Here is a 25,504-nt window from a genome sequence, read left to right on the forward strand (position 1 = left end):
ATACGGCGAGGGCCGCGCCCCCGGTCCCCGGGGCGCGGCCCTCTTGCTTAAACTGCTCAATTTTTCGTGCTCACGGTGCTCATTTCCCAGTGATCACTCGGACCACTTCTTAGTGAACATCAACAGCTTGCCGCGATAGGCGCATGAGGCAGCGGAAGGGCGCTCTGTCTAAGAGGGATAATTGCGATGGCGGTTCCGCAAAGCATGAGCGTTGAAATGACAGGCAGGTACCATGCGCGCCGCGCCACTTTGCTGGCGCCGCGATGCAGTGCCCATAGCGCGGCATACGAAATCGCGAGCGCCGCGAGTAACGTTGGGTGTGAAAGCTGCGGTGCGTCGAAGGGGGCGGTCCACAGGGTCGCCGCCGGGCTTTGGAAAAGTGTTATCTGCCAGAACCAATACAAAGCGAGTGACGCACAAATCGATGGGTTCTCGGCAAGACTGCGCCGGAATCGGGCGACTTCCCTGCGCGCGGATTGCGCGTCGTGTTTCTTGCTTGTTGGCGTGTTTCCTTGTGTCTTCATGGGGATATTTTACATTTCTGCAGATGAAAGGCATCCCCCGCAAAGGGCCAGATTTGGTTTTTCCTGAAAAATGGCGTCGCAGTGGGCTGTTATTCGATTTGTTTTCAAGTTTTCATGAATTTGCGACCGCCGATGGCGGCGCATGGGGATTCAAATCGAGGAGGGAAAGAAATGACTGAAATCAATCGTAGGAATTTCCTGAAAGTCGCTCTGGCCGCCAGCGCTATGACGGCCGCCGTCGGGATGATGGGCTGCTCGCCGAAAAGTGGCGGTGAGGAGAAGGCTGCGGCGGCTTCCGCTGTCGAGGACTTCGTGCAAACTGCCGACACTGCGACGAAGAAGTGGTCGTTCGAAGTTGCGCCCGATCCTATCACGGAGGATAAGATTGCCGAGACGATTGAGGCCGACGTGGTCGTTGTTGGTTGCGGTACGTCGGGCCTCATGGTGGCAAACTCCGCTGCGGAAGAAGGACTCGGGGTCGTTGTTGTTTCGGCCTCGGCGGCGCCCGTTGCGCGCGGCGGCTCGAACAACGCAATCTATTGCAAAGCGATGGAGCGGGCGAATGTCGACCGCCTGAGCGAATTTCAGATCCGCAAAGAGATTTTCTATGCTGGCAACCAGGTGGACGAGCGCAAGTGGTACAAGCACTTCAATAACTCCGAGAAGGCCATGAATTGGGTCATCGACCTCATGGAATCTGCGGGTTATAAGGTCAAAGTTGAAATTGGCACGCCAAGTGAAGACACTGACCTGTATCACGAGACGTGTTCGATTGGTTGGGATTTGGGCGATGGCATGCAGGTCGATCCCGATATGCAGCTGGCCACCGGAATGATGCAGCCGCTGCTGGTCAAAGAATTGGCGCGCCATCTGACCGAGGACCTTGGCGGGGAAATCTATTTCAAAACTAAGGGCGAACAGTTGGTTCGCGATAGTGACGGAGCAGGCCGTGTGAGTGCCGTGGTGTGCTCACGAGAGGATGGGTCGTTTGCGAAATACGTCGGCAAAAAGGCTGTGGTTTTGGCGACGGGCGACTTTTCGGCAAACCGTGACATGATGTACGCGTACGCGCCCAGCTACGCGCCCTACATCTCCGATGACGTTTATGACGGCGAGACGAACTATGATGTGGGATTCCAGTACGGCGGTCTGTTCAAGGGCGACGGCCAGCGCATGGGCCTATGGGTTGGCGCTGCATGGCAGAAGGTGTTCCCGAATTGCGTCATGGGTGGCTTCTATGGTCCCGGGCCGCGCAACTTGTACAGCAACTTTCTTGGCCTGCTGGTGAATAAGAATGGCGAGAGGTTCATGAACGAGGACTGCCTATCGCCGTGTGCGGGCATGAACAACTTTGGACAACCGGGCAAGACGGTGTTCGCCTTGTGGAACGAGGACTACGCGCGCCAAGAGACCGTTTCCGGCAGCTGGAACAACGATACCATGCACGAAGGCGACGCCGACGCGGTTGCCAAGGCGGTCATTGAGTCTTGGGAGGCCGATGTGAAAAGCGGTGCGACGGTGAAGGGCGACACCATCGAAGACGTGATTAAGCAACTTGGTCTGCCTTCCGATACGGCTGAAACTGTGAAGCGCTACAACGAGCTGTGCGCAAAAGGCTCCGACGACGATTTCCACAAGGGCGCCGATCACATGCACTCGCTCGAGCAAGGGCCGTTCTACGGCCAGAGCAGTGGTGGCATGCTGGTATTCCTCACCGTGCTCGGCGGTCTGAATACTGACGCCAATATGCGTGTGCTCGATGCGGACGACGAACCTTTGCCTGGCTTGTACAACGTGGGCACGATGGTTGGCGATATGTTCGCGACGAACTACACCTTCATGACCGAGGGTGCCAATTACGGCGCGAACTGCATTACGTTCGGCTACCTCACCGGCAAATACATCGCGGAAAACGAATAGTGGGCACAAGCTGGCGATAGCGTCTATGGGGTTGCGGCTCGAAATTCCTCCCGTTCGAGCCGTCGCCTCTCCCTAAGCAAGCGTACGAAAGAGCGCCTCTGGCTGCCCAGCCAGAGGCGCTCTACGTTCGTCCACATCGAGGGAAGTGCGATGCGGGCTTGTTGGCGAAAATCATCGAAAGCGCTCGCTCAAAACACGGGCTTCCTTGATGGCGACTATCATGGGGGAGGGGTTAATAACCGCCAGTCGCTTTCCGCCGTTTTCCGCTTCGTCTATTTCGCGGCGAGGGCCTTTTCAATCATGCGGCCGAAGGTGACGGAGCGGCCGCAGCAGTTGCCGGTCGACATATTCGGATGCGTGTGGGCATAGTACGAACCCGAGTCGACGCCCGTGACGTACAGGACTTCAATCGCCTTGCCATTGTCGTCGACAGCCTGGAAGTTTTCGTTAATCGTAATGCCGTCGAGCGTGCACAGCATGTAGCCCGAAGTGCGAACGCCATAGAACGGCGCCGTGCGAATTGCCGACAAGCGATGCGCGTCTTTTCCGAAATCGGGGTCGATGCCCGCGTCGTAATTCTCGTTCTGGCGCTCGATGGTCTTCTTCAGCGTTTCGGCGGGCAAGCCGAGGCCTTCCGCAAGCTCCTCAATGGTATCGGCCACCACGATATAGCCATTCTGGATCAGGCCTTCGTTGATGCCCTTGGCAGCTTCGAGCGTCATATTGGTCGGTGCGCCGTCGTCGAAGGGGAAAACGCGCGCGCAGCCATGGATGTCGAATTGCTCGAGGTACTTCTCGTAGTCGGAGTTCCAAATGTCTACCACGGTGTGGCCGGGCTGGGTCAAAGTCGAATTCAGAATGTAGTCGTACGGCGCCGCCTCGTTGGTGAAGCGCTCGCCGTTCAGGTTGACCTGTTTCCCTTCCCTTCCTATAAGCTCCGCATGGCTTTCCCTCTAGCTGGCGGGCATCGCGTATGTGGTGCCCGCCATTCGTTTGCGGCGGGGTTTTGCTACGGAAGTTCGCTCCGGCGGTTTCCTAATTGCCGATTTCGTTTGCTCTCCCTATGGGCCGCGAGTGCTTCGATTCGTGAGTATCGCGGTGGTTTCTATTCCGCGCATCGCAGCAAAAAACGAAAACGCGAAGTAGATGGCCGCTTCTACTTCGCAAAATCGCAAAAAATTGAAAAACGCGAAATAGATAGGGGATTGTAGTTCGCGTTTTTGCCCGTGCTCCTGGATCTACGGCGTTCCCTTTGTTTCGGTGACTTAATCTGCGGCTTGTCACCAAATGCGCCAAACGAACGTTGCGTCTTTCCCGGTCATATCGTGCGACTCGGTTATGGCAAGGCAGTCATCGTCTGCATCCATAACCGGCAGTGTGTCATAGCGTACGCCATCCACGACAATGGCGCGCCATTTCGTAAGCGGCAGTCGGGACTCGAAAACCAGGACGGTATAGGGACCTATAGTCGTGCTCGCGACGATTTTCATCGTTTAGCCTCCTCTGCTCCTTGCGCATCGCTGGCGCTAAGTTCGTTGGGCTCGCTCTCGCTCGTGGTGTCTCTCTTGAATGCAGCTGGACGTGGCGCCGCATTCTCTCGACTGCGCCCTCGCCAGCGCCCTTAGGCGCGATATCTTGTTCCTCGGCCGGTGCCCGTTTTCTCTACGTAGCGCTTCTCGACAAGCGATCGCAGAAGCTTCACGGCCTTGTCTTTGCCGAACCCGAAGTTCGCGACAATTTGTCCGCTCGCCGCCGAGCCTTCTTCTTTGACGAATCGATATACCAGCTCCTCATCGCTGGTCAAAGCGGACCTCGCGTCGGTCACGGGAAGCGTGACTCGCACGGCGTTTTCGCTTACGTCGAATTCGGGTTTCTGCTCGTATTCGGCATATGAACTGCGAATACGCACGATTCCCGTGCCGAACATTTCGATGATATTGAGTCTGAACAGCACGTTGGCGAGAATGGGGTTGCGCAGCTGCGAAATGAAGCCCCTTAGATATTCGTCGCGCCCAAGGCCTGCGGGCAGGCCGCCAGGCGAGGAAATTTCGATGCGGTCGGGGTACATCGCGATTCTGATTTTCGCGTTAACGTCCCACGTGCGATGCGCGACGGCGTTCGCGACGGCTTCGCGGAATGCCTCGTAGGGAATCGAATAATGCGTGGTTCGACGGGCGCCTTCGATCGTTTCGACGCTGTAGTATCGCTCGAACATCGTGCAGGCGCCATCGATTTGCTCAATGACGGAAGTTCCTTCGAATGTTGAACGGTCGGCAATGGTGTTGATGTTTTCCCCGAATCTCGCGACGTCGATTCCGGGGAAGGTGTTCTGGTCGGAAACGATGAGCGCGGCGTTGTTGAAACCCGCCTCGAAATTGAACAGGTTGAACGTTCGCAGAACGTCTCCGTTGAGCGCCTTCACGACGTGCTCAGCCTCGAGCTTTTCTTCGAGCGCGTGAAACGTCAAATCTTGCTCGTGGCAGGGCAGTTCCTCGAAATGCATGTTTTGGCCAGCGAGCACGAGCCTGCGCAGTTCGACGTTATCAACTTCTACGGTTGCCGTGTCTGACCTGCGGTAAGCTTTTCTTCTATAGAGATAGGGCTTGTTCGGCCCCTCTTCAACGGCAAGGGTGACGGTTTTCTTGCGCGTGTTTTCGGTGAGTGAGAAAAACGGCGTGGGGTCGATGGAGTCGTTGATCTTGTTTTCGATGTCCAGGCACGCCGCCCTTGTGTCGGCGAGGCCTTTGACGGAACCGTCGTCGGCGATGCCAAAAACAATGCTGCCGGATCCGTAATTGGCGAAGGCGCTTACCGTTTTAAGGAATGAATTCGAGACGGATTCTTTCCACTCGACGGTTCTGCATTCTTTCATGACGGCCTACTCCTCCCTCGCGAATCGTCGGTCTTTATTACATGAAATTATACAAATAAACCGACGTAAAACCGACGTAAAAATTTGCGTCGGTTTTACGTCGGGATCTGCCGACAAAAAGGATGGCGGGCGGGTGTCTTCCGATATGAAACTCGCAATGCCCTAATAACGTACATATGTTTGGTATAATGCTAATTGGCAGTGCTCCGCCGTTCCTGCGGGTGATGCTCCCTTCAAGAGACGAGGAGCTACCACCATGGAAATAGTGATGTACCTGGCAGCTTGCTGCACTATCGCGACAACCGTTTTGGCCTTATGCGACCGAATCCAACGCAGGATTGAAGAGAGAAAGAAAGATGATGCCCGGAAACGAGAATGACCAGGCGGGTACCTGGCCATTCTAAAACCGACTAGCATCACCCGTAGCTAAGGTCCCAAAAGCTTTAGTCACGGCGGGCGCTGCCGTCTCTTGCATTATAACATGCGAAGCGCGCAGTTGCTTTCTGTCGCGCTCGTTTTCCTTCTGTTATTTCAAGCTCGGCAGCGCTTCGCACCAATCGGCGAATTCGGCCATGCTTCCGTGCTTGCATTCGGAAACGTTCAGGCCTTCTTCCGACTCAATCAGGTGATCGGTCACGAAATAAATGTCGCAGCCCACCTTGGTCGCCAGGCCGTCTTCGCGGTTATGGTTGCCCACCATGAGCACCTCGTCGGCCGCAACGCCCGCGCGCGCCAGGCAATCTTCGTAGTAGCGGGGCATGGGTTTCACGGCATAGCAGGTCTCGTAATCGGTGGCGAATTCGAAATCGTCGGGGTCAAGGCCCGCCCAGCGAATGCGCTCATGCACGGCCGCAAGCGGGAACATGGGCATGGTGGTCATCGCCACACGATAGCCCTTCCCTTTGAGCGTCGCCACGGCGCGCGCGGCCTCGGGGTTTGCCTGCACGCCTTCTCCCACCTGGGAAAATGGTCCCTCGTAGAAACGCGAGAACAGCGTTTTCATCTCTTCGGCGTTAAGGCCGGTCGCCTTCGTGAACGCCTTCCAGAACACGTCGTGGTTGGTGGCGCTTCCGTCCGATTTTGCCATGGCCTTCACGCCCGCCATCACCGCGCCCAGGCACATGTCGGAGTCGAGCCCGTTTTCCGCAGCGAACGCGCCGAGCGCCTTGAAGTAGCGCTTCATAAACACGTCGGTGTCCATGGGCAGAAGCGTGCCGTCGAGGTCGAAAAATACGGTGGTGTATGAGCGAGCCATGGAAAATCCTCGAATCTCTTTGAAATGGGCCGCTCCGCGCGCTGTAGCGCATGCGGCGGCGAATGCAAAATGGTAGTATAAACAAGTTTTGGTAAAGGGGCGCGGGTGCGCTCGAATTCGTTGACTGGCCGTGATGGAGGTGCCGCCTTTGAAGTTGCTTTTGCACGCGTGTTGCTGTCCGTGCACGCTTGAGCCTTTGCGGCTTTTGCTTGAAGAGGGCCATGACATCGCGATTGCCTACATGAATTCGAACATTCACCCGGCCGAGGAATACGAGCACCGTCGCGCCGTGCTGCTCGATTTTGCTCGTGAGCAGGGGCTCGAGGTAATCGAGGGCGTCTACGACCCGCAGGCGTGGTCGCGCGCTGCCGGCGTGTTCGGCACCGACCCCGACCAGCGTCCCGATCGCTGTCGCGCGTGCTATCGCCTTCGCCTTGAAGAGGCGTGCGCGTATGCCGCGGCCAATGGTTTCGAAGGCGTGGCCACTACGCTCACGGTGAGCCCCTATCAATATACGGAAACCATTCGCGAGGAGCTCGAGCGTGCGTGCGAGCCCCATGGCCTCGCGGCGGTGTTCCGCGATTATCGCGAGCAATATCCCGAGGCCACGCGACGCAGCAAGGCCATGGGCATGTATCGCCAGAACTACTGCGGTTGCGTGTTTTCCAAGATAGAAGCTGCGGAAGAACGCGAGGCCCGCAAAGCCGAGCGCGCCGCCGCGAAGGCTGCCAAGGAAGCCGCCGAGGCCCCCGCGCGTGCGGCCGCCGAAGCTGCCCGCCAGAAGAAGCGCGCCGAAAAGCAGGCATACGCTAACAAGCGCGCCGCCCAGCGCGCGGCGCTCAAGGCATACAAGCAAGCGCATCACGACGATGCGGCTTGCTGCGAGAAAGGAAACAAGGCGGAATAGCCCAAAGTCAGCGGGCGAGCGATTGGCGCCCATGTTGGCTTGAAGTGGGCGAAGCGCCTGAAGCGATAAAGGAGGAAACGGCGAAGCGGCTCGAGTCGCACGAATGACAGCGAGCGCGACTCTGGCGAGTGCAGTTCGGGCAAAGCCGAGGCGAAGCGTACTTCGGTACGCGAGCCGAAGGTTGAACCCGAAATGCGCCGTCAGGGGCGCGCGCAGCGGCGAGTCGTTTCGCCGTTCGGATAGAACGGCGAAACTTATGAAAACTGACGATTTCGATTACGACCTTCCTGAGCGTTGCATCGCCCAGGAGCCTGCGGCGGTGCGCGATGCGTGCAAGATGCTCGTGATGAATCGCGAAACGGGCGAGCTTGAAGACCGCATCTTCCGTGACATTATTGAATACCTCGAGCCGGGCGACGTGCTTGTGGCTAATGAGACGCGCGTCATGCCGGCGCGCCTTTTGGGCGCCAAACGCGGCACGGGCGGGCAGGCCGAAGTGTTCCTGCTTCGCCAACGCATGGGTACCGCGGCCGACGCCTATGTGGCGACCGAGGGCCCCGATGGCGCGCTCGGCAGCAACCAACAAGCCATTTGGGAAGTGCTCGTTCGTCCGGGTAAGCGCCTGAAGCCGGGCAGCGGTGCCATCGTCGACTTCTGTGATGCCGAAGGCAACGTGGCCCTTTCCGCCGAAATCGTCGACTGGGGCGCCGACTCGGGCCGCGGCGAGCGCATCGCGCGCCTGACCACTTCGCGCCCCTCGCTCGACGAGGCCCTGCATGCCGTGGGCCACACTCCGCTTCCGCCCTACATCAAGCACTACGCGGGTGACGAAGAGCTTTACCAAACGGTGTACTCGCGCCACGAAAGCTCGGCGGCAGCGCCTACTGCGGGCCTGCATTTTACGCCCGAGCTCATCGAGCGCCTGCGTGCTAAGGGCATCGAATGGCACACCGTGGAGCTTGAAGTTGGCCTGGACACCTTCCGCATCGTCGACGAGGACGACCCCGAGAAGCACACCATTCACACCGAGTTTTACACGGTTCCGCAGGAAACCGTCGACGCGTGCGACGCCGCCCACGCGCGCGGCAACCGCGTGATTGCCGTGGGCACGACGAGCGTGCGCAGCCTCGAGAGCGCTTACGACCGCGAGTTGGGCTGCCTGCGCGCCCGCAACCGCGAGGCCACGAGTCTCTATATTCTGCCGGGCTACACGTTCGGCGTGGTGGACGCGCTGGTCACGAATTTTCACGTGCCGCGCTCCACGCTCATGATGCTCGTGAGCGCGTTTTCGACTCGCGAGAACATCATGGCCGCCTACAAGCATGCGATCGAAAGCGACTACCGCCTGCTCAGTTTTGGGGATGCGATGTTTATTGAATAATACTTTTGCCTACGGCAAAAGTATTGTGTCGACGCTGCGCTGGGTTCTGGCGGCACGCTTCGGGCGGGGCCTTCGGCTTCACGTACCGAAGTACGCTTCGCCTCGGCCGCGTCCGAATCGCACTCGCCAGAACCCATGCTCGCTGACCTTGCTGCGAAAGCGGCTCGTTTCTGCTTCAAGGAAGGAACCCTAATGCCCCTTTTTGATGTGAATATCGATGCGACCTGCGGAAACGCACGCGCACTCACGTTTGAGACTGCGCATGGCACGGTGCACACGCCCATGTTCATGCCTGTTGGCACGCACGCAACGGTGAAGGGCGTCACCACGCCGCAGCTGCGCGAGCTCAACAGCCAGGTGGTGCTTGCGAACACGTATCACCTGTACATGCGCCCGGGCGTCGACATTATCGAAAAGGCCGGCGGCGTGCAGAAGTTCATGAACTACGACGGCCCCATGCTCACCGATTCGGGCGGGTTCCAGCTGTTCAGCCTCGACCACATGATGAAGACCGATCCCGACGGCGTCACATTCCACGCGCGCGATTACGACGGCAGCAAGCACCGTTGGACGCCCGAGAGCAACATGGACATCCAGCAGCGCATCGGCGCCGATATTGTGATGCAGCTCGACCAGTGCATTGGCTATCCGTCGCCGAAAGAGGCCGTGGCTGCGTCTACGAAGTTGTCGTGGGAGTGGGCTGAGCGCTGCTGCGCCGCGCATACCCGCGAAGACCAGGCGCTTTTCGCCATCGTGCAGGGCGGCATGCATCTCGACCTGCGCCTTGAGAACGTGAAACGCCTCATCGAAATTGACGCCGCGAGCCGTGCTGCGGGTCATAAGGGCTTCCAGGGCTATGGCATTGGCGGCTATTCGGTGGGCGAGCCGCATGACGTGATGTTCGAGACGCTCGGCGATGTGTGCCAGGCGTTGCCCGACAATCGCCCGCGTTACCTGATGGGTGTCGGCAACCCCACGACGCTCGTCCGCGCGGTGCGCGAGGGCGTTGACATGTTCGACTGTGTGTTGCCTACGCGCACGGCCCGCATGGGCACCGCGTTTTCTCACACAGGCCGTATGAACATGCGCAACGCGAAATACAAGGAAGATTTCACGCCGCTCGATCCCGAGTGCAGCTGCCCCACGTGTACGCATTACACGCGCGCATACCTTCGCCACCTGGTAAAACAGGGTGAAATGCTCGGCGGTATTCTGCTGTCGATTCACAACCTGCATTTCCTGATCGACCTTATGGGCAAGGCGCGCGAGGCCGTGCTCGCCGGCGAATACGAGACGTTCTACCAAGATTGGATGAATTCTCCCGCCGCGAACGACTACTAAAGAACGGCGCGGCGGTTTTGCAGCCGGCCACTGCAATGCCGGCTGGCAAAAGCAGCCGCTTCTTGAGCGGGTCCGCAAGCCGCTGGGGCGAATGTCAATGATGCTGCTGCGGTGTGGCTGACACCGTTGGCGTCGCGGATGTCGGTGCTTCCGATGGCGATGTCGTCGGATTGTGCCGTCGATGTCGATGCTGTCGGTGTCTCCATAGCGGCGTTAGCGCGGCGTTGGACTGATTCGATAGCCTTCCGTGCAAATTTCCCATGTCAGACTAGCAATGTGACGCTACGCCGAATTGGCGCCAGGTTGGCGTGTCGGATTGGTGCAGCTGCGTGTCAGAAAAGGCGAGAACGGGGCCTCATTGCAGGTAGAGATTTGGGGCCTTTCGCCTATCTCAAATTCAGCAAATCTCTCTCACCTGGTGTTTTGCGAAAACATCGCTTGCGAGCCGCATTATTGTTCTTGCATTAGGGCCCTGAACTCCGTCATGGCGGGCCCCATTGTGGCGTTTTCTGTCAATCTAGGCTCGATAATCTGCAATGAGGCCCCATTGTGGCATTTTCTGCCGATCTCTTCCGTCGGCCTCTATTGCTGAGTGCTTTCGCTGAGACTTCCGATTGGATTTCAGTCGAGTGCTTCTGCGAAGGACTCTGGCCAGGCTTTGGCTCAGGGCGTTTCAACGAAGGCTTGCTGCAAGGGATTCCATGGAGTCTTTCGTATGGTCTTCTGCGACGGTTAGCGGCCAACGTTCCGTGTCGAAAATTTCATGTCTGCGCCTGGGGTAGGGTGTCGCTCCGCAACGGAACCCCGTGTTTGCCGCAGAGTCATAACCACCCAACGTTCAACGACGGTGTTTCGCGCTCGTGTTTGAGGCGGCCTGTGGCGGTCATTCCGCATCAAGGGCCTTGCGCACGCAACCGGAACGGCTATCCTAAAGCAAGAATAGTTGTCGCGTCGAAGCCGCATTAAGGGGGAAACATGCTGCGCATACCCGATTCTCGAATCGACCAGTTCATTGCCGAAGACGTTCCGTATATTGACCTCACGAGCGAGGTTTTGGGCATAGGTGCCGAGCGGGGTGAGATGGAGTTCTTCACGCGCGAGGCGTGCGTGCTGGCCGGCGTGTCGGTGGCGTGCCGCATCGCCGAAAAGTGCGGGTGCGAAATCGCAAGCGCACGAGCCGACGGCGACGGGCTCGCGGTAGGCGAGACGTTCTTCGTCGTGCGCGGCGCGGCAGCTGATTTGCATGCGGCGTGGAAGGTGTGCCTGAACACGTTCGACCACCTGTCAGCAGTTGCCACGAAAACGCGCATGATGGTGAATGCCGCGCATGCGGTGAACCCTCGTTGCGAAATTCTCACAACGCGCAAAAGCATGCCAGGCGCAAAAGACCTGCTCACGAGCGCAATCATGGCAGGCAGTGCGTTCCCCCATCGTTTGGGCCTTTCCGAAACCGTGCTTGTGTTCGAGAATCATATGGAATTCATGGGCGGCTTCGACGCGTTTGTCGAGCAGCTGCCGAATATCAAGTCGAAGTGCATCGAAAAGAAGTTGTTTGTGGAAGCGAACGCAGAACAAGCGCGCACGCTCGCGCGCGTAAGTGCGGGTGGGGAAGGCGTCGATGGCATCCAGCTCGACAAGGTTCCCGTTGACGAGTTGACATCCCTCGTTGTCGAGCTGCGCGAGATCGACCCGCGCCTTACGCTTATCGCGGCCGGCGGCATCAATCCCGAAAACGCCGCTGCCTATGCCGCCACGGGCGTTGATGGCCTGGCGACCACGGCGCCGTTTTCCGCGAAGCCCTGTGACATGAGCGCGCGCATGCATGCGCTCTAGGTTGAATAAGCGCTGGCGTTCCGGGCGACGAAACTTCTCGCACCAACCGAGCGTAGGCACGCCTGCGTGCGTGTAAATCGAGAATGTCTCCTTGGTATTTTAATAAGCCGTTTCGAGCGCGTTTGCACGCATAGAATCAAAAACGGCAACCATGCCAAGGCTGTTCAAGGGCGCGTTGGCTTGTATGCATGCGTATGATTCGCACCCCAGGACGGCCGTGTACTTGATGCGTGTTGAGCGCTGATCCGCATGCATATGGGGTGCGTAGATGCTTGCCCGCTGAAGATTCCGCCCGCGTTTGCGTCCGTGGGTATTCCCTCGAATGATTTCACGAGCTCTACAACGGAACATACTTCCAGGTCAATTTTAATTGTCCCCATTAAAATGCGCGAAAGCGTCCCTTCTGGAGGTACGCTTTTCAACGTATATTGCCCCTAGGGAATGATCAGGGAGGGCCTGCATTCCCATAGTTAGCAAGGGGAAGGGGGAATCCCATGAAGAAAGACAAGTTTGAAAGCGCGAGCAAAATCGAGACTGCGAACTGCGCCGATGCGCAGGGCAAGGTTGCAGCTGCATCGCCTAAAGTGTATGCGCGCGGTAGCAAGACGAAAGTCGCCATGTGGGGCGTTGGAGTTGCGTCGTTTGCGCTGGTCGTGGGCTTGGTTGCCTGCGCGCCTCCCGCGACTACGGGCAAAATCGAGGCTGCGCCGTCACCAAACGCCGCCGCCAAGCACGCCACGCCCGAGGCCGACGAGTTCGGCGTGGTGACCGCCGAATCGTGGAAAGACATCTATCCGAACGAGTACGCGAGTTACATGGACAATGCGTCGAACTCGCCCGATTCTGGCAAGAAGAACTATCTGGAAACGTATCCGGCGCTCAACACCATGTACAAGGGATACGCGTTCGCGTTGGGCTACGACCAGGCGGCCGGCCACTTGTATACGCTTGAGAGCGTGAAAGAAACGCCGCGCACGCAGCAAAAAGAGCAGCTCGCAAACTGCATTACATGCAAAACGCCCCAGTTCACCGCTTTGGTGAATTCTGAAGGCGACGGCGTGTACGCCGAGAAGTTCAACGACATGATTGGCCAGTTCGACGAGCCGGTCAGCTGCTACAACTGCCATGAGAACGATCCGAAATCCAACACCGTTGCGAGCAAGTTTTTCTTCGATTCGCTCGGGGCTGACGCTGACAGCATTCCGAAGGACGCTCAGGTGTGCGGACAGTGCCACAATGAGTACTACTTCAATGGCCAAACCAAGGTGCCCGCGAATCCCTACTCGGGTCGCGAGCAAATGACGCCTGATGCGATTCTCGCGTACTACGACAGCATGGGCTTCGCCGATTGGAAATATCCTGGCACCGACACGCCTATGATTAAGGTGCAGCACCCCGAGTTTGAGACGAACTACGGCGGTGGCGGTTCATACATGACCAACCTTGGCTATACCTGCGCCGATTGCCATATGGGTAAGGCAACCGCGGAAGATGGCACGGTGTATGTGAACCACAAGTGGACGAGCCCGCTCGAAAACGAAGACCTTCTGGCCAACGATTGCTCAAAGTGCCACAGCGATTTGAAGGCTGAAGTCGCTGAGATTCAGGCTCATCAGGAAGAGCGCGTGCAGGCGATTTCGAAGAAAATCGAGCAGCTCGCCAATACCATGACCGATCAGGTTGCAGCCGGCACGCTTGCGGGCGACAAGCTCGCGCAATGCCAGAAACTGCATCGCAATGCGCAGTTCTACTGGGACTTCGTGATGGTCGAAAACGGTGACGGCGCGCACAACTCGAAGCTCTCCGATGAGACGCTCGACAAGTCAGAAAAAGCCGTTGACGAAGCGCTGGCCCTGCTGGCATAGCGCGGAGCAAGAAAAGCAAAACCCGCCCTCCCTTGGAAGGCCGCGAATCATTCGCGGCCTTTTTCGCATTCGATGCGGGTATGGGTTCGGTCTTTGCATAAAAATGCGCGAAGTGCGTACCTTATTTCGAAATGCGATGCTAAAGGTCACCGATAAGCTATCGCGACCTGGGATTTTGTTTGGGCATGCGTGCCTTTAGCTACCATTGTCGGTCAAGGGTACGCACTTCGTGCATTTTCGCACGAAGGACATCTGCCTTGGCTGCCGTTGGCGTTGGCAGCGTTATTTTTCAGGGAACCACGCCTGCGCGAGGCGATGCACGCCTTCCGGAATCAGTTCGGGTTTGATGCTCGAAAAGCCCACAAGCACGCATCTTCCGCAGGGGTCGGTTTGGTGACGCGGCATCCAATAGCCGCTGGTGGGGTATACGCGCACGCCTGCCGTTTCGGCGGCGGTGAGCAGCTCGCCCTCGCAGCGGCCATCGCGGGTCGCCACGAGCAAATGCAAGCCTGCCGTGCCGCCGAAAATTTCAATTTTGCCGCCCATTTCATGCTGCAGGCATTCCATAAGCAGGTTGCAGCGTTTGTGGTATGCCGTCATGGTCGCGCGGGTGTACCTATCCCAATATCCTTCGCTCATGAATAGGTAAAGTACCTTTTGGGAAAGCCAGGGGACGGGGCAATAGTGACGAGCGAATTTCTCGCGCCAACGATCGAGCAGTTGCGGTGGCAGCACGAGGTAGCTCATGCGCAGCGCTGGTGAGAGTACCTTTGAGAATGTGCCCATATATATCACACGATTTCGTGTGTCGAGCGATTGCAGACTTGGTATGGGTCGCTCGGTATATCGGAATTCGCGGCAGTAGTCGTCTTCCAAAATATATCCATCGCGCTCGGCGGCCCATTCGATGAGATGAACGCGCATTGAAAGCGGCATGGTCATGCCGAGCGGAAATTGGTTTGATGGCGTACAGAAGACAAGCTTCGCGCCGCTTGCGTAAAGGCTTGAGGCGAAGGCATCCTGCTGGGCTTCGGTTGTGTCGGGGTAAACGGGCAGCGGCGTAATGCGGAATCCTCGATTGCGAAACACCGCCATGGCCCCGTCGTATCCGGGGTTTTCAATGGCGACGCCGTCGCGCATGGGGTCGAACAAATCGAGCAGATTACCGAGTGCCGCCTGTGTGCCCGCTTGTAAAACGACCTGTTCGGGATCGCAATTCACGCCGCGTGTCGCATGGATGCGACGTGCGATTTCGGCGCGCAGCTCCATTTCGCCCAGTCCATCGCCGTATGCGTTCGCTTTGCTGTCGACCGAAAAAAGCGCATCGCCCGTGAGCTTGCGCCACGCGACTTCGGGGAAGCTTCCGCGCGGGCGATCGCCGTAGGTGAAGTCGAACTCAATGGCGGGTGCGTGCGGAGCGCGGTTTTCGGAAGGCGACAGGCTTGTGAGCTTCGTGCTGCGCGCGGCTGCATGCTCGGCGGCGTTTCTGCCGCTGAGCCCCTCTTCGGTGAGCGACGGGCTTACTCGCCCTATGGCCGCGGATGAGGTGATCTGTTTGGTTTTTCGGCTCGCTGCGGCGCGGTCCTTTTCGACGCTCGCTTCTGAAAGAGGCGAAAAGTCAACGTTGCACACCACATATCCCGACCCGCTGCGGCTTGTGACGTATCCCTCGGTCAAAAGCTTCGCGTAGGCGTTTTCTACAGTGTTGCGAGAAACATCCAAGCTTTCGGCGAGCTTGCGAATGGGCATGAGTTTTTCGCCCGGTTTGAGCGCGTTTTCGGTGATGTCGCGTCGAATGGAATCGTAAATTTGCACGTAAAGCGGGTCTCGCGAGTTTTGGTCAAGCGAAATCATCGCCGTCACCCCTTGGCTGATTAAGCGTCCCCATCAAGCGCTTCCCTGTCGCCTGAATTGCTGGAATCGTCCCCATAAATATAGCGCGAACCATCCCTTTTGGCAGGCAATTTTCTGTCGAATAATGCAATTTGTAGGCTTTTGGGCCACATGGGGGTGGGAAATGGAAACGACAACGTTTGGTGCAATCGCCGCGGCCGGAGTGGCCGCTGGTGGCATTGCGGTCTGCTTCGCCGGCAATGGCGAGGGGCTTCTTCGTCCGCCGGGGGCGGCGGATGAAGCCGATTTTCGCGCGCGCTGCATTAAATGCGGGCGTTGTTTGGAAGCGTGCCCCTACCAGGCGATTCGCATGGCGAAAGGGCCAACGGGCGCCGAAACCGGAACCCCCGTGATTGACGCGCGTGCCCAGGCGTGCCGCTTGTGCGCCGATTTTCCTTGCATCGCCGCGTGTCCCACCGAGGCGTTGCACCCGGTGTCTGCGCGCGATGAGGTGCGCATGGGATGCGCGGTAATCAATCGCGATTTGTGCATAGCCGTTCAAGGAATGCGCTGCGAGGTGTGCTATCGCGCATGCCCCTTCATCGATTCTGCCATCGCCATTGGAGCCTCCGTGCGTGAGGGCGACGCGATTCATGCGGTGTTTGAGCCGTTGATCGATCCTGAAAAATGCGTCGGGTGCGGCTTGTGCGTGCAGCGTTGCGTTGTGAGCGACCCGCAGGTTGCCATCGAAATCGTGCGCGACTACGGCGAAGCGCGCCGACGTATCGATGAAGAGCAGGCAAAACACGTATCGAATCCTTGGGCGGGATAAAAGCCGATTGACCTTCGTCGTCCAGCGTTTTCGTTCCGGTGGCTTTGACTGCACCGAGACAGCGCGGGACAGCGCGGGATACCGTGGTTTTGTTCGGAGCCCAGGTGCGGCGTTGCCGAAGTCTCAGGATGACGACGGCTGAGCTACGCCGAACAAATCGAGCCAGGCAACAGAGCGCTTCCGAAGGGCGCTTTCTAAAAGGTTATAGGGAAGAACCGTTATTAAGGGAAGGTGGACACCATGGATGTTACGCGACGCGATTTCGTGAAGGCTTCGGCGATTGCCGCGGCGATGGCGGCGGCGGGCGGCAGTCTGGCGGCATGCGCCAGCAAGTCCGATGCGGGACAGCAGGGCGCGGGCGATACACAAACGCATACTGCAGTGTGTCGTTTCTGCGGCTGTGGCTGTGGCGTGCTGGTCGAGACGAAAGACGGGAAGGTCACGGCTGTCACCGGTGATCCCGACAACCAATCGAATCGCGGCCTGAACTGCGTGAAGGGCTATTATCTTGGCAAGATTCTGTATGGAAAAGATCGCCTGACTACGCCGCTTATTCGCGATGACGCTGGCACCAAGGGCACCGAAAGCGGCCTGCGTGAAGCTAGCTGGGAAGAAGCGCTTGAGCTCGTGTCGACCAAGCTGCGCGAAACATGGAAGAAAGACAAGAGCCGTCTGGCGTTTTGGGGCAGCGGCCAGCAACCCATTACGGAAGGCTACCTTACCGCGAAGTTCTGGAAGGCCGGCCTGCTTTCCAACAATATCGACCCGAATGCGCGCATGTGCATGGCGAGCGCCGTCGTCGGCTTCATGAACGTGTTCCAGACCGACGAGCCCGCCGGTTGCTATGAAGATTTCGACAATGCCGACGTTTTCATTACCTGGGGTGCCAACATGGCCGAGGCGCATCCGATGCTCTATTCGCGACTCACCGCGCATAAGCTTCAGAATGAAAGCGTTCGTCATATCGACATCACCACGATGAAAACCCGAACTTCGGCAAGCGCCGATAAGGTTTTGTTGTTCCGCCCGGGCACCGACTTGGCCATTGCGAACTGCGTTGCGAACTACCTCATTCAGAATAAGAAATACGATGCCGATTTCGTGCGCGACCACTTGCAGTTCAAAATGGGCACCGAAAACATCGGCAACGCCTACGAGGATGGCTACGATAAAAGCGACCTGGGCAAATCGGTCGATAAAACCACCGCATGCACGTTTGAGGAATACGCCGCGCGTCTGGCGGACTATACGCTCGAGTACACGAGCGAGCTTTCGGGCGTTTCCGTCGAGGACCTTACTGATTTGTGCGAAGTGTTCGCCGACCCCGATTTGCGCGTGATGAGCCTGTGGACCATGGGCGTTAATCAGCACAATCGCGGTACGTGGATGAACCACAACCTACATAACATCCACCTGCTTTCCGGCAAGTACGGCAAGCCGGGCTCAACGGCATTTTCGCTCACCGGCCAGCCGAGCGCATGCGGAACGGCGCGCGAGGTGGGCACGTTCTGTCATCGCTTGCCGGCCGACCTCGTGGTGGCCAACGAGGCGCATCGTCGCTATACCGAAGCCGTTTGGAATTTGCCCGAAGGCTACCTCGACGAAATCAAAACGCCCGGCTATCACACGATCAAGCTCTTCCGTGAAATGTCGAAAGGCAACATCGATTTCCTGTGGAGCGCACACAACAACTGGGCGCAGTCTCTGCCGAATCTGACGCGTTTCTTGGGCGAAGACGGCGAGCACACGGGTATTTTCGACACGTTCATCGCGGTAAACGAAGTGTATCCGACGCTTACGACCCAGTATGCCGACGTCGTTTTCCCCGTGGCAATGTGGGTGGAACGCGAGGGCCAATTCGGCAATGCGGAGCGCCGCACCTCGGTGTTCGAAAAGGCTGTGGAGCCTGTGGGCGATGCCAAGTGGGACGTGTGGGTGCTGCTCGAAGTCGCGCGTCGCGTGCTCGAAGGCGAAACGATTGACGGCGAAGATGCGTTCACGCGCTTGTTCGGTTTCATTTGGGATGCTGAAAAAGACGACTTCAATGGTGATTCCCGTGAGGTCAACCGTGCGATTTGGGAGGAGTACCGCACGTTCTCGAACCCCGATTTGAACGAACGCGCCGCAGCCATCAATGCCGAAAAGAAGCTCAAGATGGAAGCCAAGCAGCTTGCTCCTTATGACGAATATCTGGCGCACCACGGCCTTACCTGGCCTGTGCGCGAGGTCGATGGGCAGTGGCTGCCCACCAAGTGGCGTTTTTCCGATGGCAAGCAGGCCGATGGCTATGACGAGGTCGGTATCGAGATGTATGGCGATAAGGGTCTTGCTGGCGGCATGAGCTGGTACAAGAGCGCCGATCACAAGCCTTCGGTGGTCTTCCGTCCGTATGAGCCGCCGGCGCAGGAACCTTCCGCGGAATTCCCGTTCTGGTTCTGCACGGGCCGTTTGCTCGAGCATTGGCATACCGGCACCATGACGCGCCGCGTCGAGGAGCTCGACCGCGCGCTGCCCGAGGCCTTGCTTTCCATGAACGCCGACGACGCTGCCGCGCTTGGCGTAAACGACGGCGATATGGTGCAGCTTACGAGTCCGCATGGAACGATGCAGATCAAGGTGTCGCTCGCCGGTCGCGTTGAGCCTCCTTCGGGCATGGTGTTTGCGCCGTTCTTTGCGGCCGAAACGCTCATCAACCGTGTTGTGCAGGATTACTATTGCCCGCTTTCGAAAGAGACCGACTATAAAAAGACGTGTGTCAGCATCAAGAAGGCTTAGGGAGGGTCTGACGATGAAGATTTCCAAAACGCGTGTGGGTATTGCGGTTGTGACCGTCGTGTTGGCTGTTGGCTGCGTGGCGGGTGCGGGTTGCGCGGCTCAGCAGCCCGAGCCGTCTAATGCGGTTGCCGGCACCGAAACCACGCCGAAGCTCATGCCGGCACAGCACCAGAAATACGTCGATCGCACGGCGTATAAGTGCTATCGATGCCACGGTGCCAGCGTGCAGGGTAATCCTACGGCAAAAAATGCGGTTGCCATGCCGAATGGCCACTACGTGAACAACGACCCGTCGACATTCGAGCTCGATCCCATTCGCAACGAATGTCGCAGCTGCCATTCGGTTGATCCGAACAAGAAGCTCGGCGACGACGCGACCTATGAAGAGGCCGAAGTGGAAACCGGGCAGGAAGGGCTTGACGATTAGCGTTCGCTTGGGAGCCTCGGGGGCCGAAACGTGCGGAGAAATGTGTGGGGCCTTCATTGCTGAGCTATTGATGGGTCATGTTTGAGGGGGATTCCGATGACTATTTCAAGTTTGATTGTTGAATGCGCTCCCGAGGCGTGCGACGCCGTTGCCGCCGAGCTTTCTGCTCGCGATGGCGTGGAAGTGCATGGCATTGACGCAAAGCAAGGCAAAGTGGTGGTGACCGTGGAGGCCGATGGTATCGATGAAAGCCATCGTATCGCGAGCGATTTTGTGAGCATCGATACGGTTCGTGGCGTCGATCTTGTTTACGCCAATTTCGAAGATGATAACTTGGGGAAGTAGGTTTGCCGTGGCAAAGAAGCGTAAGGGGCGTTGGACGATTGCGCGCCGCGTGGTCCAAATTGTCGTAGCGATTCTTTTCTTCGTGCCGCTTTCCGCGGCGGGCTGGAGTGCTTTGGGGCTGGGTTTTTCTTCTCCCGAAGAGCCGCTTGCGACGCCGAGTGGGTTTGCTTGGTGGGGAAGTCTCTCGTCGTCGCATTTGTTCGGACTCGATTTGCTCGACCCCTTCGCTGCGCTGCAGGTTACGGCGGCGGCGAAAAGCGTTGCTTTTGCCGGTCTTGCTTGGGCGCTTCCTGTTTTGGTGGCTTACGGCATGGTTCGCGGGCGCGCTTTTTGCGGCTGGGCGTGTCCGGTGAACCTGCTGTGCGAGTTTGTCGATTGGCTTCGTGGTAAATTGGGCATTGCGGTGCGCGAGCGCGCGGTTCCGCGCAAGGCGAAGGTCGGGATCGCGGCGGCGGTGCTTGCTCTTTCCGCAGTATGCAGCGTGCCCGTGTTCGAATTGGTGAATCCCATAAGCGCCGTGAACAAGGCCGTGCTGTTCGGCTCGTTTGCGGGGGTTTTCACGCTGGCGGCAATCGTGTTTGCGGAGCTATTCTGGGCGCACCGCGTGTGGTGCCGCGCGTTGTGCCCTCTTGGCGGCATGTATGAAACGCTCGGTTGCGTGGGTTTGGTGAGCGTGAAGATCGACCATGATTTGTGCGTGCATTGTGGCGCATGCCAGGCGGCGTGTCTGTGCGATCCCGAAATCCTTGACGATGTCCTTTCGGGCAAGGCAGGCCGTGTTGTCGCAGGTGATTGCATGCTGTGCGGGAAATGCGTGGATGTATGTCCGTATTCGGCCCTTAAAATTGGGTTCGCGTTGCCGAGGCATCCTGAGTTGTAGGAGATATCTCGCGATTCATGCCGCGCGCGGGCTATTCTCGCTCGAAAGGCCATGAAGAGGTTCGTGGCTTTCGAGTGAGAACTACGTCTGAACGGCGTTGGGCTCTGATGCGGGAGCGCTCATGGTAGACGTGCGCTCAGGCGCGCCGCCTATGTGCCGCTCCCGAACGTTTCGGCGGGCGTTAATCGCGTCGCGCGACGCCGCGGGAAAATGGTCAAACGATGTTGTTTCACAAATGAAGCAAAAACGCTACTACAACAAACGAACGCAGCCATTTCGGCGCCGGCTACGTCAAAATACTTAGTAAATCGGTATTTCGTACCTTGCAGACGAGGCAAAAACGGCCTCATATACGTAATTTGTTGTAATTTCCCCCCAAATGGGTGAGGGCTTTTTCGGCGGTTTTTCGGCGAACTGTGCTAAAGTTCTCGGAAGTATTTCGTGTACAGATTTACCAAGATGCCTTGGGCATCCCCTCCAACTTGTACACGGAATACGGGGAAGTGAAGGAAAGAAGAAAGAAAGGGGGTATCCATGGCTGAAGAAGAGAAGGTTGAAACGACCGAAGCTGCGGATACCAAAGCCGCCAAGAAGGGCAAGAAGAAGTGGCCCGTCGTTGTCGGTGTCGTCGCTGTTGTGATTGTGGCCGCTGGTGCGGGCTTCTGGGTTTGGCATGAGCAGCCGAGCTTCTGCGCCGCCATCTGCCACACCCCGATGGACGCGTACCTCGAGACCTACGATTCCGGTAACTACGACAAGTATGGTAACGAGCTTACTTCTGAGGATCAGAAGAATTCCATGATGGCTTACTCGCACAAGACCGAAGCTGGCACCACCTGCCTCGGCTGCCATCAGCCTGTCATTACCGAGCAGGTCACCGAGGGCATGAACTGGATTAGCGGCAACTATGAGGTCGCTGGCGAGAACAAGCAGGGCGAAACCGTCCTCGAGACCCGCGACATCAGCGAGCTCGTTGCTGCTCGTGGCGCTGAAGACGATGAGTTCTGCCTGAACTCCGGCTGCCACACCAACGCTGACGGTTCCGTCATGACCCGCGACGACCTCGTGGCTCTGACCGCCGACCTGTCCAGCACCCGCAACCCGCATGTTGCCCAGCACGGCGAGTACTCTTGCACTCAGTGCCACAAGGGCCATGCGCAGTCTGTGAACTACTGCTCCAGCTGCCACAGCGACGCTCCTATCCCGGAGGGCTGGCTCAACGCGACCGAGGCCAAGAAGGTTCAGACTCTCTAGCCTGACGTTTTTATTGGCTACAACGCCTTGGGTACTGCAATCTGCGTAGTTTCCTGAAGCGCCATGGAACAAAAGGACCTGCCATTTTTTGGCGGGTCCTTTTTTTGTATTCTTTAAAGTAGGAATGTCCTGCTCTTTTTGGTGTGGGGCCGCAATGCCCGATGGGGCTTTATTGAGTTACGGGCGCGCGCGTGCGCGCAAGGGGAGCGGCTAGGAAGCGCCGCATGGAAAAGGAGCGAAGTAAATGAACTCCAAAATGAAGCGCAGGCTCATTGTGGTCACGGGCGTCATCGTTGTGGTGCTCGCGATTGTTCTGGCCATTGTTGGCTCGAGCGGCGCGGCGAAAACCATTTCGGTGAAAGACGCCCTGGAATCTGACCTCGCCGACGAGCGCGTGCAGGTTTCCGGCAACGTGGTCGACAACTCGTTTGCCACGGTTGACGGCGTGCTCACGTTCGACATTTACGATCCCGATGGGGGCGACCCGGCCCAGAAGCTCCACGTGAGCTATGACGGCGCGGCCTCTTCGACGTTCGGCAATGGCGTGACCGCTATTTGCACGGGTAAAATCGTCGAGGGCGAAGGCGGCCTTGAGCTCGTGTGCAGCGAACTCGTGACGAAGTGCCCCTCGAAGTACGAAAGCGCCACCGACGCGCTGAGCGTGACGAGCCTGCTCGACTATGGCGACTCCATCATCAACACCACTGTGAAGCTCAAAGGCACCGTGAAGGCCGGTACGCTTACCTCGGCCGCCGAAAGCGGCGAGCCGCGCTTCGTTGTCGTTGACGCCAGCGACGCCTCGCGCGAGATCGCGGTCGATTACGACGGCGCGCTTGCCGACGGCATCTCCGATGGCACCTCGGTCGTGGTTACGGGCTCGCTGGAGGCTTCTGGCGCATTCAAGGCTACCGACGTCGCACAGGAGGGTTAAAGCGTGTCTACTTTTGGTTTATTCGGCTTGGTCATCGCCTTCGCCGGCGTTGCCATTGGCTCTGTATGCCTGCTCGCTTCGCAGGCGCTTCGCGGCACTCGCCGCGCTTCTTCGGCCGACACGTTCGCATGGGCGGGCGCCGTGGCGCATATTCTTGCGTTCGTCGCGCTCACGTTCTGCTGCGGCCTGCTCGTCTTCTGCTTCATGACGGGCGACTTCTCTATCGAATACGTGCTGCTCGAGCATTCTGAGGCGGAAGGCGCGCTCGGCGTGCTCTATCGTTTTGCGGGCCTGTGGGCCGGCCGCGAGGGCTCGCTTCTGCTGTGGGCGTGGCTCATTTCGGCTTTCAATGTGGCCGTGGCCGTGCGCGTGATGAAGCACGACGAGCCCATCGATTGCATGGCGCTGCTCGTGTCGGGCCTCGTGCTCGTGGCGTTTGTGGCGGTTATGCTCTTCTCGGAAAGCAACATGCCCTTCACTGCGACTGCCGCGCCTTATATCGATTCCTCGGGCCGCCTCACGAACACGGGCTCCATGCAAGGCATGAACCCGCTGCTTGAGCACTGGGCGCAGGCCATTCACCCGCCTACGCTGTTCATCGGCTATGCGGGCCTTACCATTCCGTTTGCATACGCTATTGCGGCGCTCATCGTGAACGACCCTTCGAAGAAATGGGTCGAGCGCTCGAGCCGCTTCGCTATGATTTCGTGGCTGTTCTTGGGCATTGGCATTGGCCTTGGCTGCGTGTGGGCCTACGTCGTGCTCGGCTGGGGCGGCTACTGGGGCTGGGACGCCGTGGAAAACGCCAGCTTGCTTTCGTGGTGCGTTGCGCTCGCGCTTGTGCACAGCTTCACCGTGTATCGCAAGCGCGGCGCGTTTAAGCGCTGGTCGATTATGTGCGCGTGCATCACGTTTGCGTTCGTCATTACTGGCACGTTCATCACGCGCTCGGGCATCGTGCAATCGGTGCACGCCTTTGAGGGCGACCCCGTGTCGCTTGTGCTTTTCGGCGGCCTTATTGCGGTTTCGATGCTTGTGGGCGCCCTTGGCCTGTTCATTCGCTGGAAAAGCTTCTGCCCCGGCGAGAACGACGTTATGGAATCGTTCGCCTCGCGCGACGCCGCGTATTACTTCAACAACGTGATCATGATCGTGTTCACGGTGATTCTGTGCTACCTCACGGTGGCAAGCGCGCTGCCTTCGTGGCTGCCGTTTGGTGGCCAGAGCCTGTCTGCTGGCACGTACAACGCCATCGCGCGCCCGCTTGGCGTGGTGTACTGCGCGATCATTGCTGTGTGCCCGCTGCTTTCTTGGGTGAAAACCGACCCCAAGACGTTCTGGAAGAAGGCGCGCATTCCCGCATTGTGCGCGGTTGTGCTGTTCGTCGGGCTTATGTCGTATTTCGTGACCACGCTCTACCCGGCGTATGACGCCATTATTCAGGCGGGCGGCACCGAGGCTGAAGAACTCGCCTCGGAAGGCCCCGTGTGGTACTACAACGGCATTGCCGTGGTGGGCTTCGCCGTGGCGAGCTTGCTGTTCTTCAACACGCTGTTCCTCATTGGCCGCACGGTTGGCGCGCGCGCAAAGGCCACGGGCAAAAACCCGGTGGCGGCGTTTTTCGCGAGCCTCGCGGCCGACGCCCCGCGTTTCGGCGGCTACATCACGCACCTCGCGATGTCCGTCATTTTGGTGGGTCTCATTGGCTCGTCGATGTATGTGACCGAGAAGGTCGGCTATGTCGATTTCGACCAAGATACCAACACGGGTGGCACGTTCACGATTGAAAACTACGAGCTTCGCTATGCGAACAACGAAGTGAATCAGACCTCGAACGGCAAGCAGATCGATTATTGCACCCAGTTTGAGGTGTACGACACAAATTCCGGCAGCTACATTGACACCGTGTCGCCTTCGGTGACGCTTCAGTCGGCTACACAACAGACCAAGCTCAACGCGAGCGTGATCAGCTTCCCCATGGAAGACTTGTTCGTGGTGTACCGCGGCGTAAACGATGCCGGCCAGCTGTCGATGGACGTGCGCGTGAACCCGCTCATCAGCTGGGTATGGGCCGGCTTTGCGATGCTCGTTATTGGCACCGGCCTTGGCGCATTCGGCCGTCGCAAGCCCTCCAATAAGGTGAAGGATGCAGCCCAGGCGCAAGCCGAAACTGCCAAGGGCGATGCTCGCGCGGAATCGGCTGCGGGCGAGGCTTGTGCGGAGCAGGTCGCGAGCAAGGCTGAAAGCGCTGCCGAGGCGGCGACCGATGCCGCGGCCGAAACCGTGACGGCGACCAGGCCGGCGGCAACGGCGGAAGCGTAGGGCGGCA

At 58.4% G+C, this 25,504-nt stretch carries 19 protein-coding genes; 14 read left to right on the forward strand and 5 right to left on the reverse strand.

All coding sequences use genetic code 11. The features are described from left to right. Window positions 1-695 precede the first annotated feature (695 nt). The gene (locus DMP05_RS07575; protein ID WP_123219878.1) at window positions 696-2,444 is read left to right on the forward strand and encodes an FAD-dependent oxidoreductase; all 1,749 of its coding nucleotides are present in this window, start codon (window positions 696-698) and stop codon (window positions 2,442-2,444) included. Between the two features lie 272 nt (window positions 2,445-2,716). Here DMP05_RS07575 and DMP05_RS07580 read toward each other — a convergent pair whose 3' ends face one another. The 4 genes from DMP05_RS07580 to DMP05_RS07595 form a co-directional block, all read right to left on the reverse strand. Further along, window positions 2,717-3,376, reverse strand: a complete 660-nt coding sequence (locus tag DMP05_RS07580) for an FAD-binding protein (protein ID WP_311719484.1) — start codon at window positions 3,374-3,376, stop codon at window positions 2,717-2,719. Between the two features lie 348 nt (window positions 3,377-3,724). Further along, the gene (locus DMP05_RS07585; RefSeq protein ID WP_123219879.1) at window positions 3,725-3,934 is read right to left on the reverse strand and encodes a hypothetical protein; all 210 of its coding nucleotides are present in this window, start codon (window positions 3,932-3,934) and stop codon (window positions 3,725-3,727) included. 131 nt (window positions 3,935-4,065) lie between these two features. Then, window positions 4,066-5,316: an ATP-binding protein gene (locus DMP05_RS07590; protein ID WP_123219880.1), complete on the reverse strand. Its 1,251-nt coding sequence runs from the start codon at window positions 5,314-5,316 to the stop codon at window positions 4,066-4,068. Between the two features lie 526 nt (window positions 5,317-5,842). Then, window positions 5,843-6,571 carry an HAD family hydrolase gene (locus tag DMP05_RS07595; RefSeq protein WP_161957501.1) on the reverse strand — a complete coding sequence of 243 codons (729 nt, stop codon included), beginning with the start codon at window positions 6,569-6,571 and terminating at the stop codon, window positions 5,843-5,845. A gap of 148 nt (window positions 6,572-6,719) precedes the next feature. Between DMP05_RS07595 and DMP05_RS07600 the strand changes: the two genes are divergently transcribed. The 5 genes from DMP05_RS07600 (at window position 6,720) to DMP05_RS07620 (ending at window position 13,898) form a co-directional block, all read left to right on the forward strand. Continuing rightward, the gene (locus DMP05_RS07600; RefSeq protein WP_123219923.1) at window positions 6,720-7,478 is read left to right on the forward strand and encodes an epoxyqueuosine reductase QueH; all 759 of its coding nucleotides are present in this window, start codon (window positions 6,720-6,722) and stop codon (window positions 7,476-7,478) included. 256 nt (window positions 7,479-7,734) lie between these two features. After that, window positions 7,735-8,859 carry a tRNA preQ1(34) S-adenosylmethionine ribosyltransferase-isomerase QueA gene (queA, locus tag DMP05_RS07605; protein ID WP_123219881.1) on the forward strand — a complete coding sequence of 375 codons (1,125 nt, stop codon included), beginning with the start codon at window positions 7,735-7,737 and terminating at the stop codon, window positions 8,857-8,859. A gap of 192 nt (window positions 8,860-9,051) precedes the next feature. Beyond that, window positions 9,052-10,200, forward strand: coding sequence for a tRNA guanosine(34) transglycosylase Tgt (gene tgt / locus DMP05_RS07610; RefSeq protein ID WP_123219882.1), 1,149 nt, complete (start codon window positions 9,052-9,054; stop codon window positions 10,198-10,200). Between the two features lie 975 nt (window positions 10,201-11,175). Next, window positions 11,176-12,033, forward strand: a complete 858-nt coding sequence (gene modD / locus DMP05_RS07615; protein WP_123219883.1) for a ModD protein — start codon at window positions 11,176-11,178, stop codon at window positions 12,031-12,033. Between the two features lie 494 nt (window positions 12,034-12,527). Continuing rightward, complete coding sequence (locus DMP05_RS07620; protein WP_123219884.1) at window positions 12,528-13,898, forward strand: ammonia-forming cytochrome c nitrite reductase subunit c552; 1,371 nt, start codon at window positions 12,528-12,530, stop codon at window positions 13,896-13,898. A gap of 282 nt (window positions 13,899-14,180) precedes the next feature. Here DMP05_RS07620 and pdxR read toward each other — a convergent pair whose 3' ends face one another. Beyond that, entirely contained in the window at window positions 14,181-15,752 is a 1,572-nt protein-coding gene (pdxR, locus tag DMP05_RS07625; protein ID WP_123219885.1) for a MocR-like pyridoxine biosynthesis transcription factor PdxR, read from the reverse strand. 163 nt (window positions 15,753-15,915) lie between these two features. On the opposite strand from pdxR, the gene DMP05_RS07630 reads away from it, so the two are divergent. The 8 genes from DMP05_RS07630 (at window position 15,916) to DMP05_RS07665 (ending at window position 25,497) form a co-directional block, all read left to right on the forward strand. Continuing rightward, window positions 15,916-16,563 carry a 4Fe-4S dicluster domain-containing protein gene (locus DMP05_RS07630; RefSeq protein ID WP_123219886.1) on the forward strand — a complete coding sequence of 216 codons (648 nt, stop codon included), beginning with the start codon at window positions 15,916-15,918 and terminating at the stop codon, window positions 16,561-16,563. 240 nt (window positions 16,564-16,803) lie between these two features. Further along, complete coding sequence (locus DMP05_RS07635; protein WP_123219887.1) at window positions 16,804-19,338, forward strand: molybdopterin-dependent oxidoreductase; 2,535 nt, start codon at window positions 16,804-16,806, stop codon at window positions 19,336-19,338. A gap of 13 nt (window positions 19,339-19,351) precedes the next feature. After that, complete coding sequence (locus tag DMP05_RS07640) at window positions 19,352-19,765, forward strand: nitrate reductase cytochrome c-type subunit (RefSeq protein ID WP_123219888.1); 414 nt, start codon at window positions 19,352-19,354, stop codon at window positions 19,763-19,765. A 96-nt stretch (window positions 19,766-19,861) separates the two neighbouring features. Then, window positions 19,862-20,110 carry a chaperone NapD gene (locus DMP05_RS07645; RefSeq protein WP_123219889.1) on the forward strand — a complete coding sequence of 83 codons (249 nt, stop codon included), beginning with the start codon at window positions 19,862-19,864 and terminating at the stop codon, window positions 20,108-20,110. A gap of 7 nt (window positions 20,111-20,117) precedes the next feature. Then, window positions 20,118-20,990, forward strand: coding sequence for a 4Fe-4S binding protein (locus DMP05_RS07650; protein ID WP_244595095.1), 873 nt, complete (start codon window positions 20,118-20,120; stop codon window positions 20,988-20,990). Between the two features lie 534 nt (window positions 20,991-21,524). Continuing rightward, the gene (locus DMP05_RS07655) at window positions 21,525-22,244 is read left to right on the forward strand and encodes a cytochrome c3 family protein (protein ID WP_123219891.1); all 720 of its coding nucleotides are present in this window, start codon (window positions 21,525-21,527) and stop codon (window positions 22,242-22,244) included. A gap of 244 nt (window positions 22,245-22,488) precedes the next feature. Beyond that, a complete protein-coding gene (locus DMP05_RS07660; RefSeq protein ID WP_123219892.1) occupies window positions 22,489-23,175 on the forward strand; it encodes a cytochrome c maturation protein CcmE domain-containing protein in 687 nt (228 codons plus the stop codon). 3 nt (window positions 23,176-23,178) lie between these two features. Continuing rightward, on the forward strand, window positions 23,179-25,497 hold the full coding sequence (locus DMP05_RS07665; RefSeq protein ID WP_123219893.1) for a heme lyase CcmF/NrfE family subunit: 2,319 nt from the start codon (window positions 23,179-23,181) through the stop codon (window positions 25,495-25,497). Window positions 25,498-25,504: the final 7 nt, after the last annotated feature.

The organism is Slackia isoflavoniconvertens (genome assembly GCF_003725955.1).
In the GTDB taxonomy this organism is placed as follows: domain Bacteria; phylum Actinomycetota; class Coriobacteriia; order Coriobacteriales; family Eggerthellaceae; genus Slackia; species Slackia isoflavoniconvertens.

Bases quoted from the DNA above. Each gene is read 5' to 3' on its own strand.
- DMP05_RS07655 (WP_123219891.1), top strand. From the start codon at position 21,525: ATGGCTGAAGAAGAGAAGGTTGAAACGACCGAAGCTGCGGATACCAAA.
- DMP05_RS07620 (WP_123219884.1), top strand. From the start codon at position 12,528: ATGAAGAAAGACAAGTTTGAAAGCGCGAGCAAAATCGAGACTGCGAAC.
- DMP05_RS07630 (WP_123219886.1), top strand. From the start codon at position 15,916: ATGGAAACGACAACGTTTGGTGCAATCGCCGCGGCCGGAGTGGCCGCT.
- DMP05_RS07640 (WP_123219888.1), top strand. From the start codon at position 19,352: ATGAAGATTTCCAAAACGCGTGTGGGTATTGCGGTTGTGACCGTCGTG.
- pdxR (WP_123219885.1), bottom strand. From the start codon at position 15,752: ATGATTTCGCTTGACCAAAACTCGCGAGACCCGCTTTACGTGCAAATT.
- DMP05_RS07585 (WP_123219879.1), bottom strand. From the start codon at position 3,934: ATGAAAATCGTCGCGAGCACGACTATAGGTCCCTATACCGTCCTGGTT.
- DMP05_RS07575 (WP_123219878.1), top strand. From the start codon at position 696: ATGACTGAAATCAATCGTAGGAATTTCCTGAAAGTCGCTCTGGCCGCC.
- DMP05_RS07590 (WP_123219880.1), bottom strand. From the start codon at position 5,316: ATGAAAGAATGCAGAACCGTCGAGTGGAAAGAATCCGTCTCGAATTCA.
- modD (WP_123219883.1), top strand. From the start codon at position 11,176: ATGCTGCGCATACCCGATTCTCGAATCGACCAGTTCATTGCCGAAGAC.
- queA (WP_123219881.1), top strand. From the start codon at position 7,735: ATGAAAACTGACGATTTCGATTACGACCTTCCTGAGCGTTGCATCGCC.
- tgt (WP_123219882.1), top strand. From the start codon at position 9,052: ATGCCCCTTTTTGATGTGAATATCGATGCGACCTGCGGAAACGCACGC.
- DMP05_RS07635 (WP_123219887.1), top strand. From the start codon at position 16,804: ATGGATGTTACGCGACGCGATTTCGTGAAGGCTTCGGCGATTGCCGCG.
- DMP05_RS07660 (WP_123219892.1), top strand. From the start codon at position 22,489: ATGAACTCCAAAATGAAGCGCAGGCTCATTGTGGTCACGGGCGTCATC.
- DMP05_RS07595 (WP_161957501.1), bottom strand. From the start codon at position 6,571: ATGGCTCGCTCATACACCACCGTATTTTTCGACCTCGACGGCACGCTT.
- DMP05_RS07645 (WP_123219889.1), top strand. From the start codon at position 19,862: ATGACTATTTCAAGTTTGATTGTTGAATGCGCTCCCGAGGCGTGCGAC.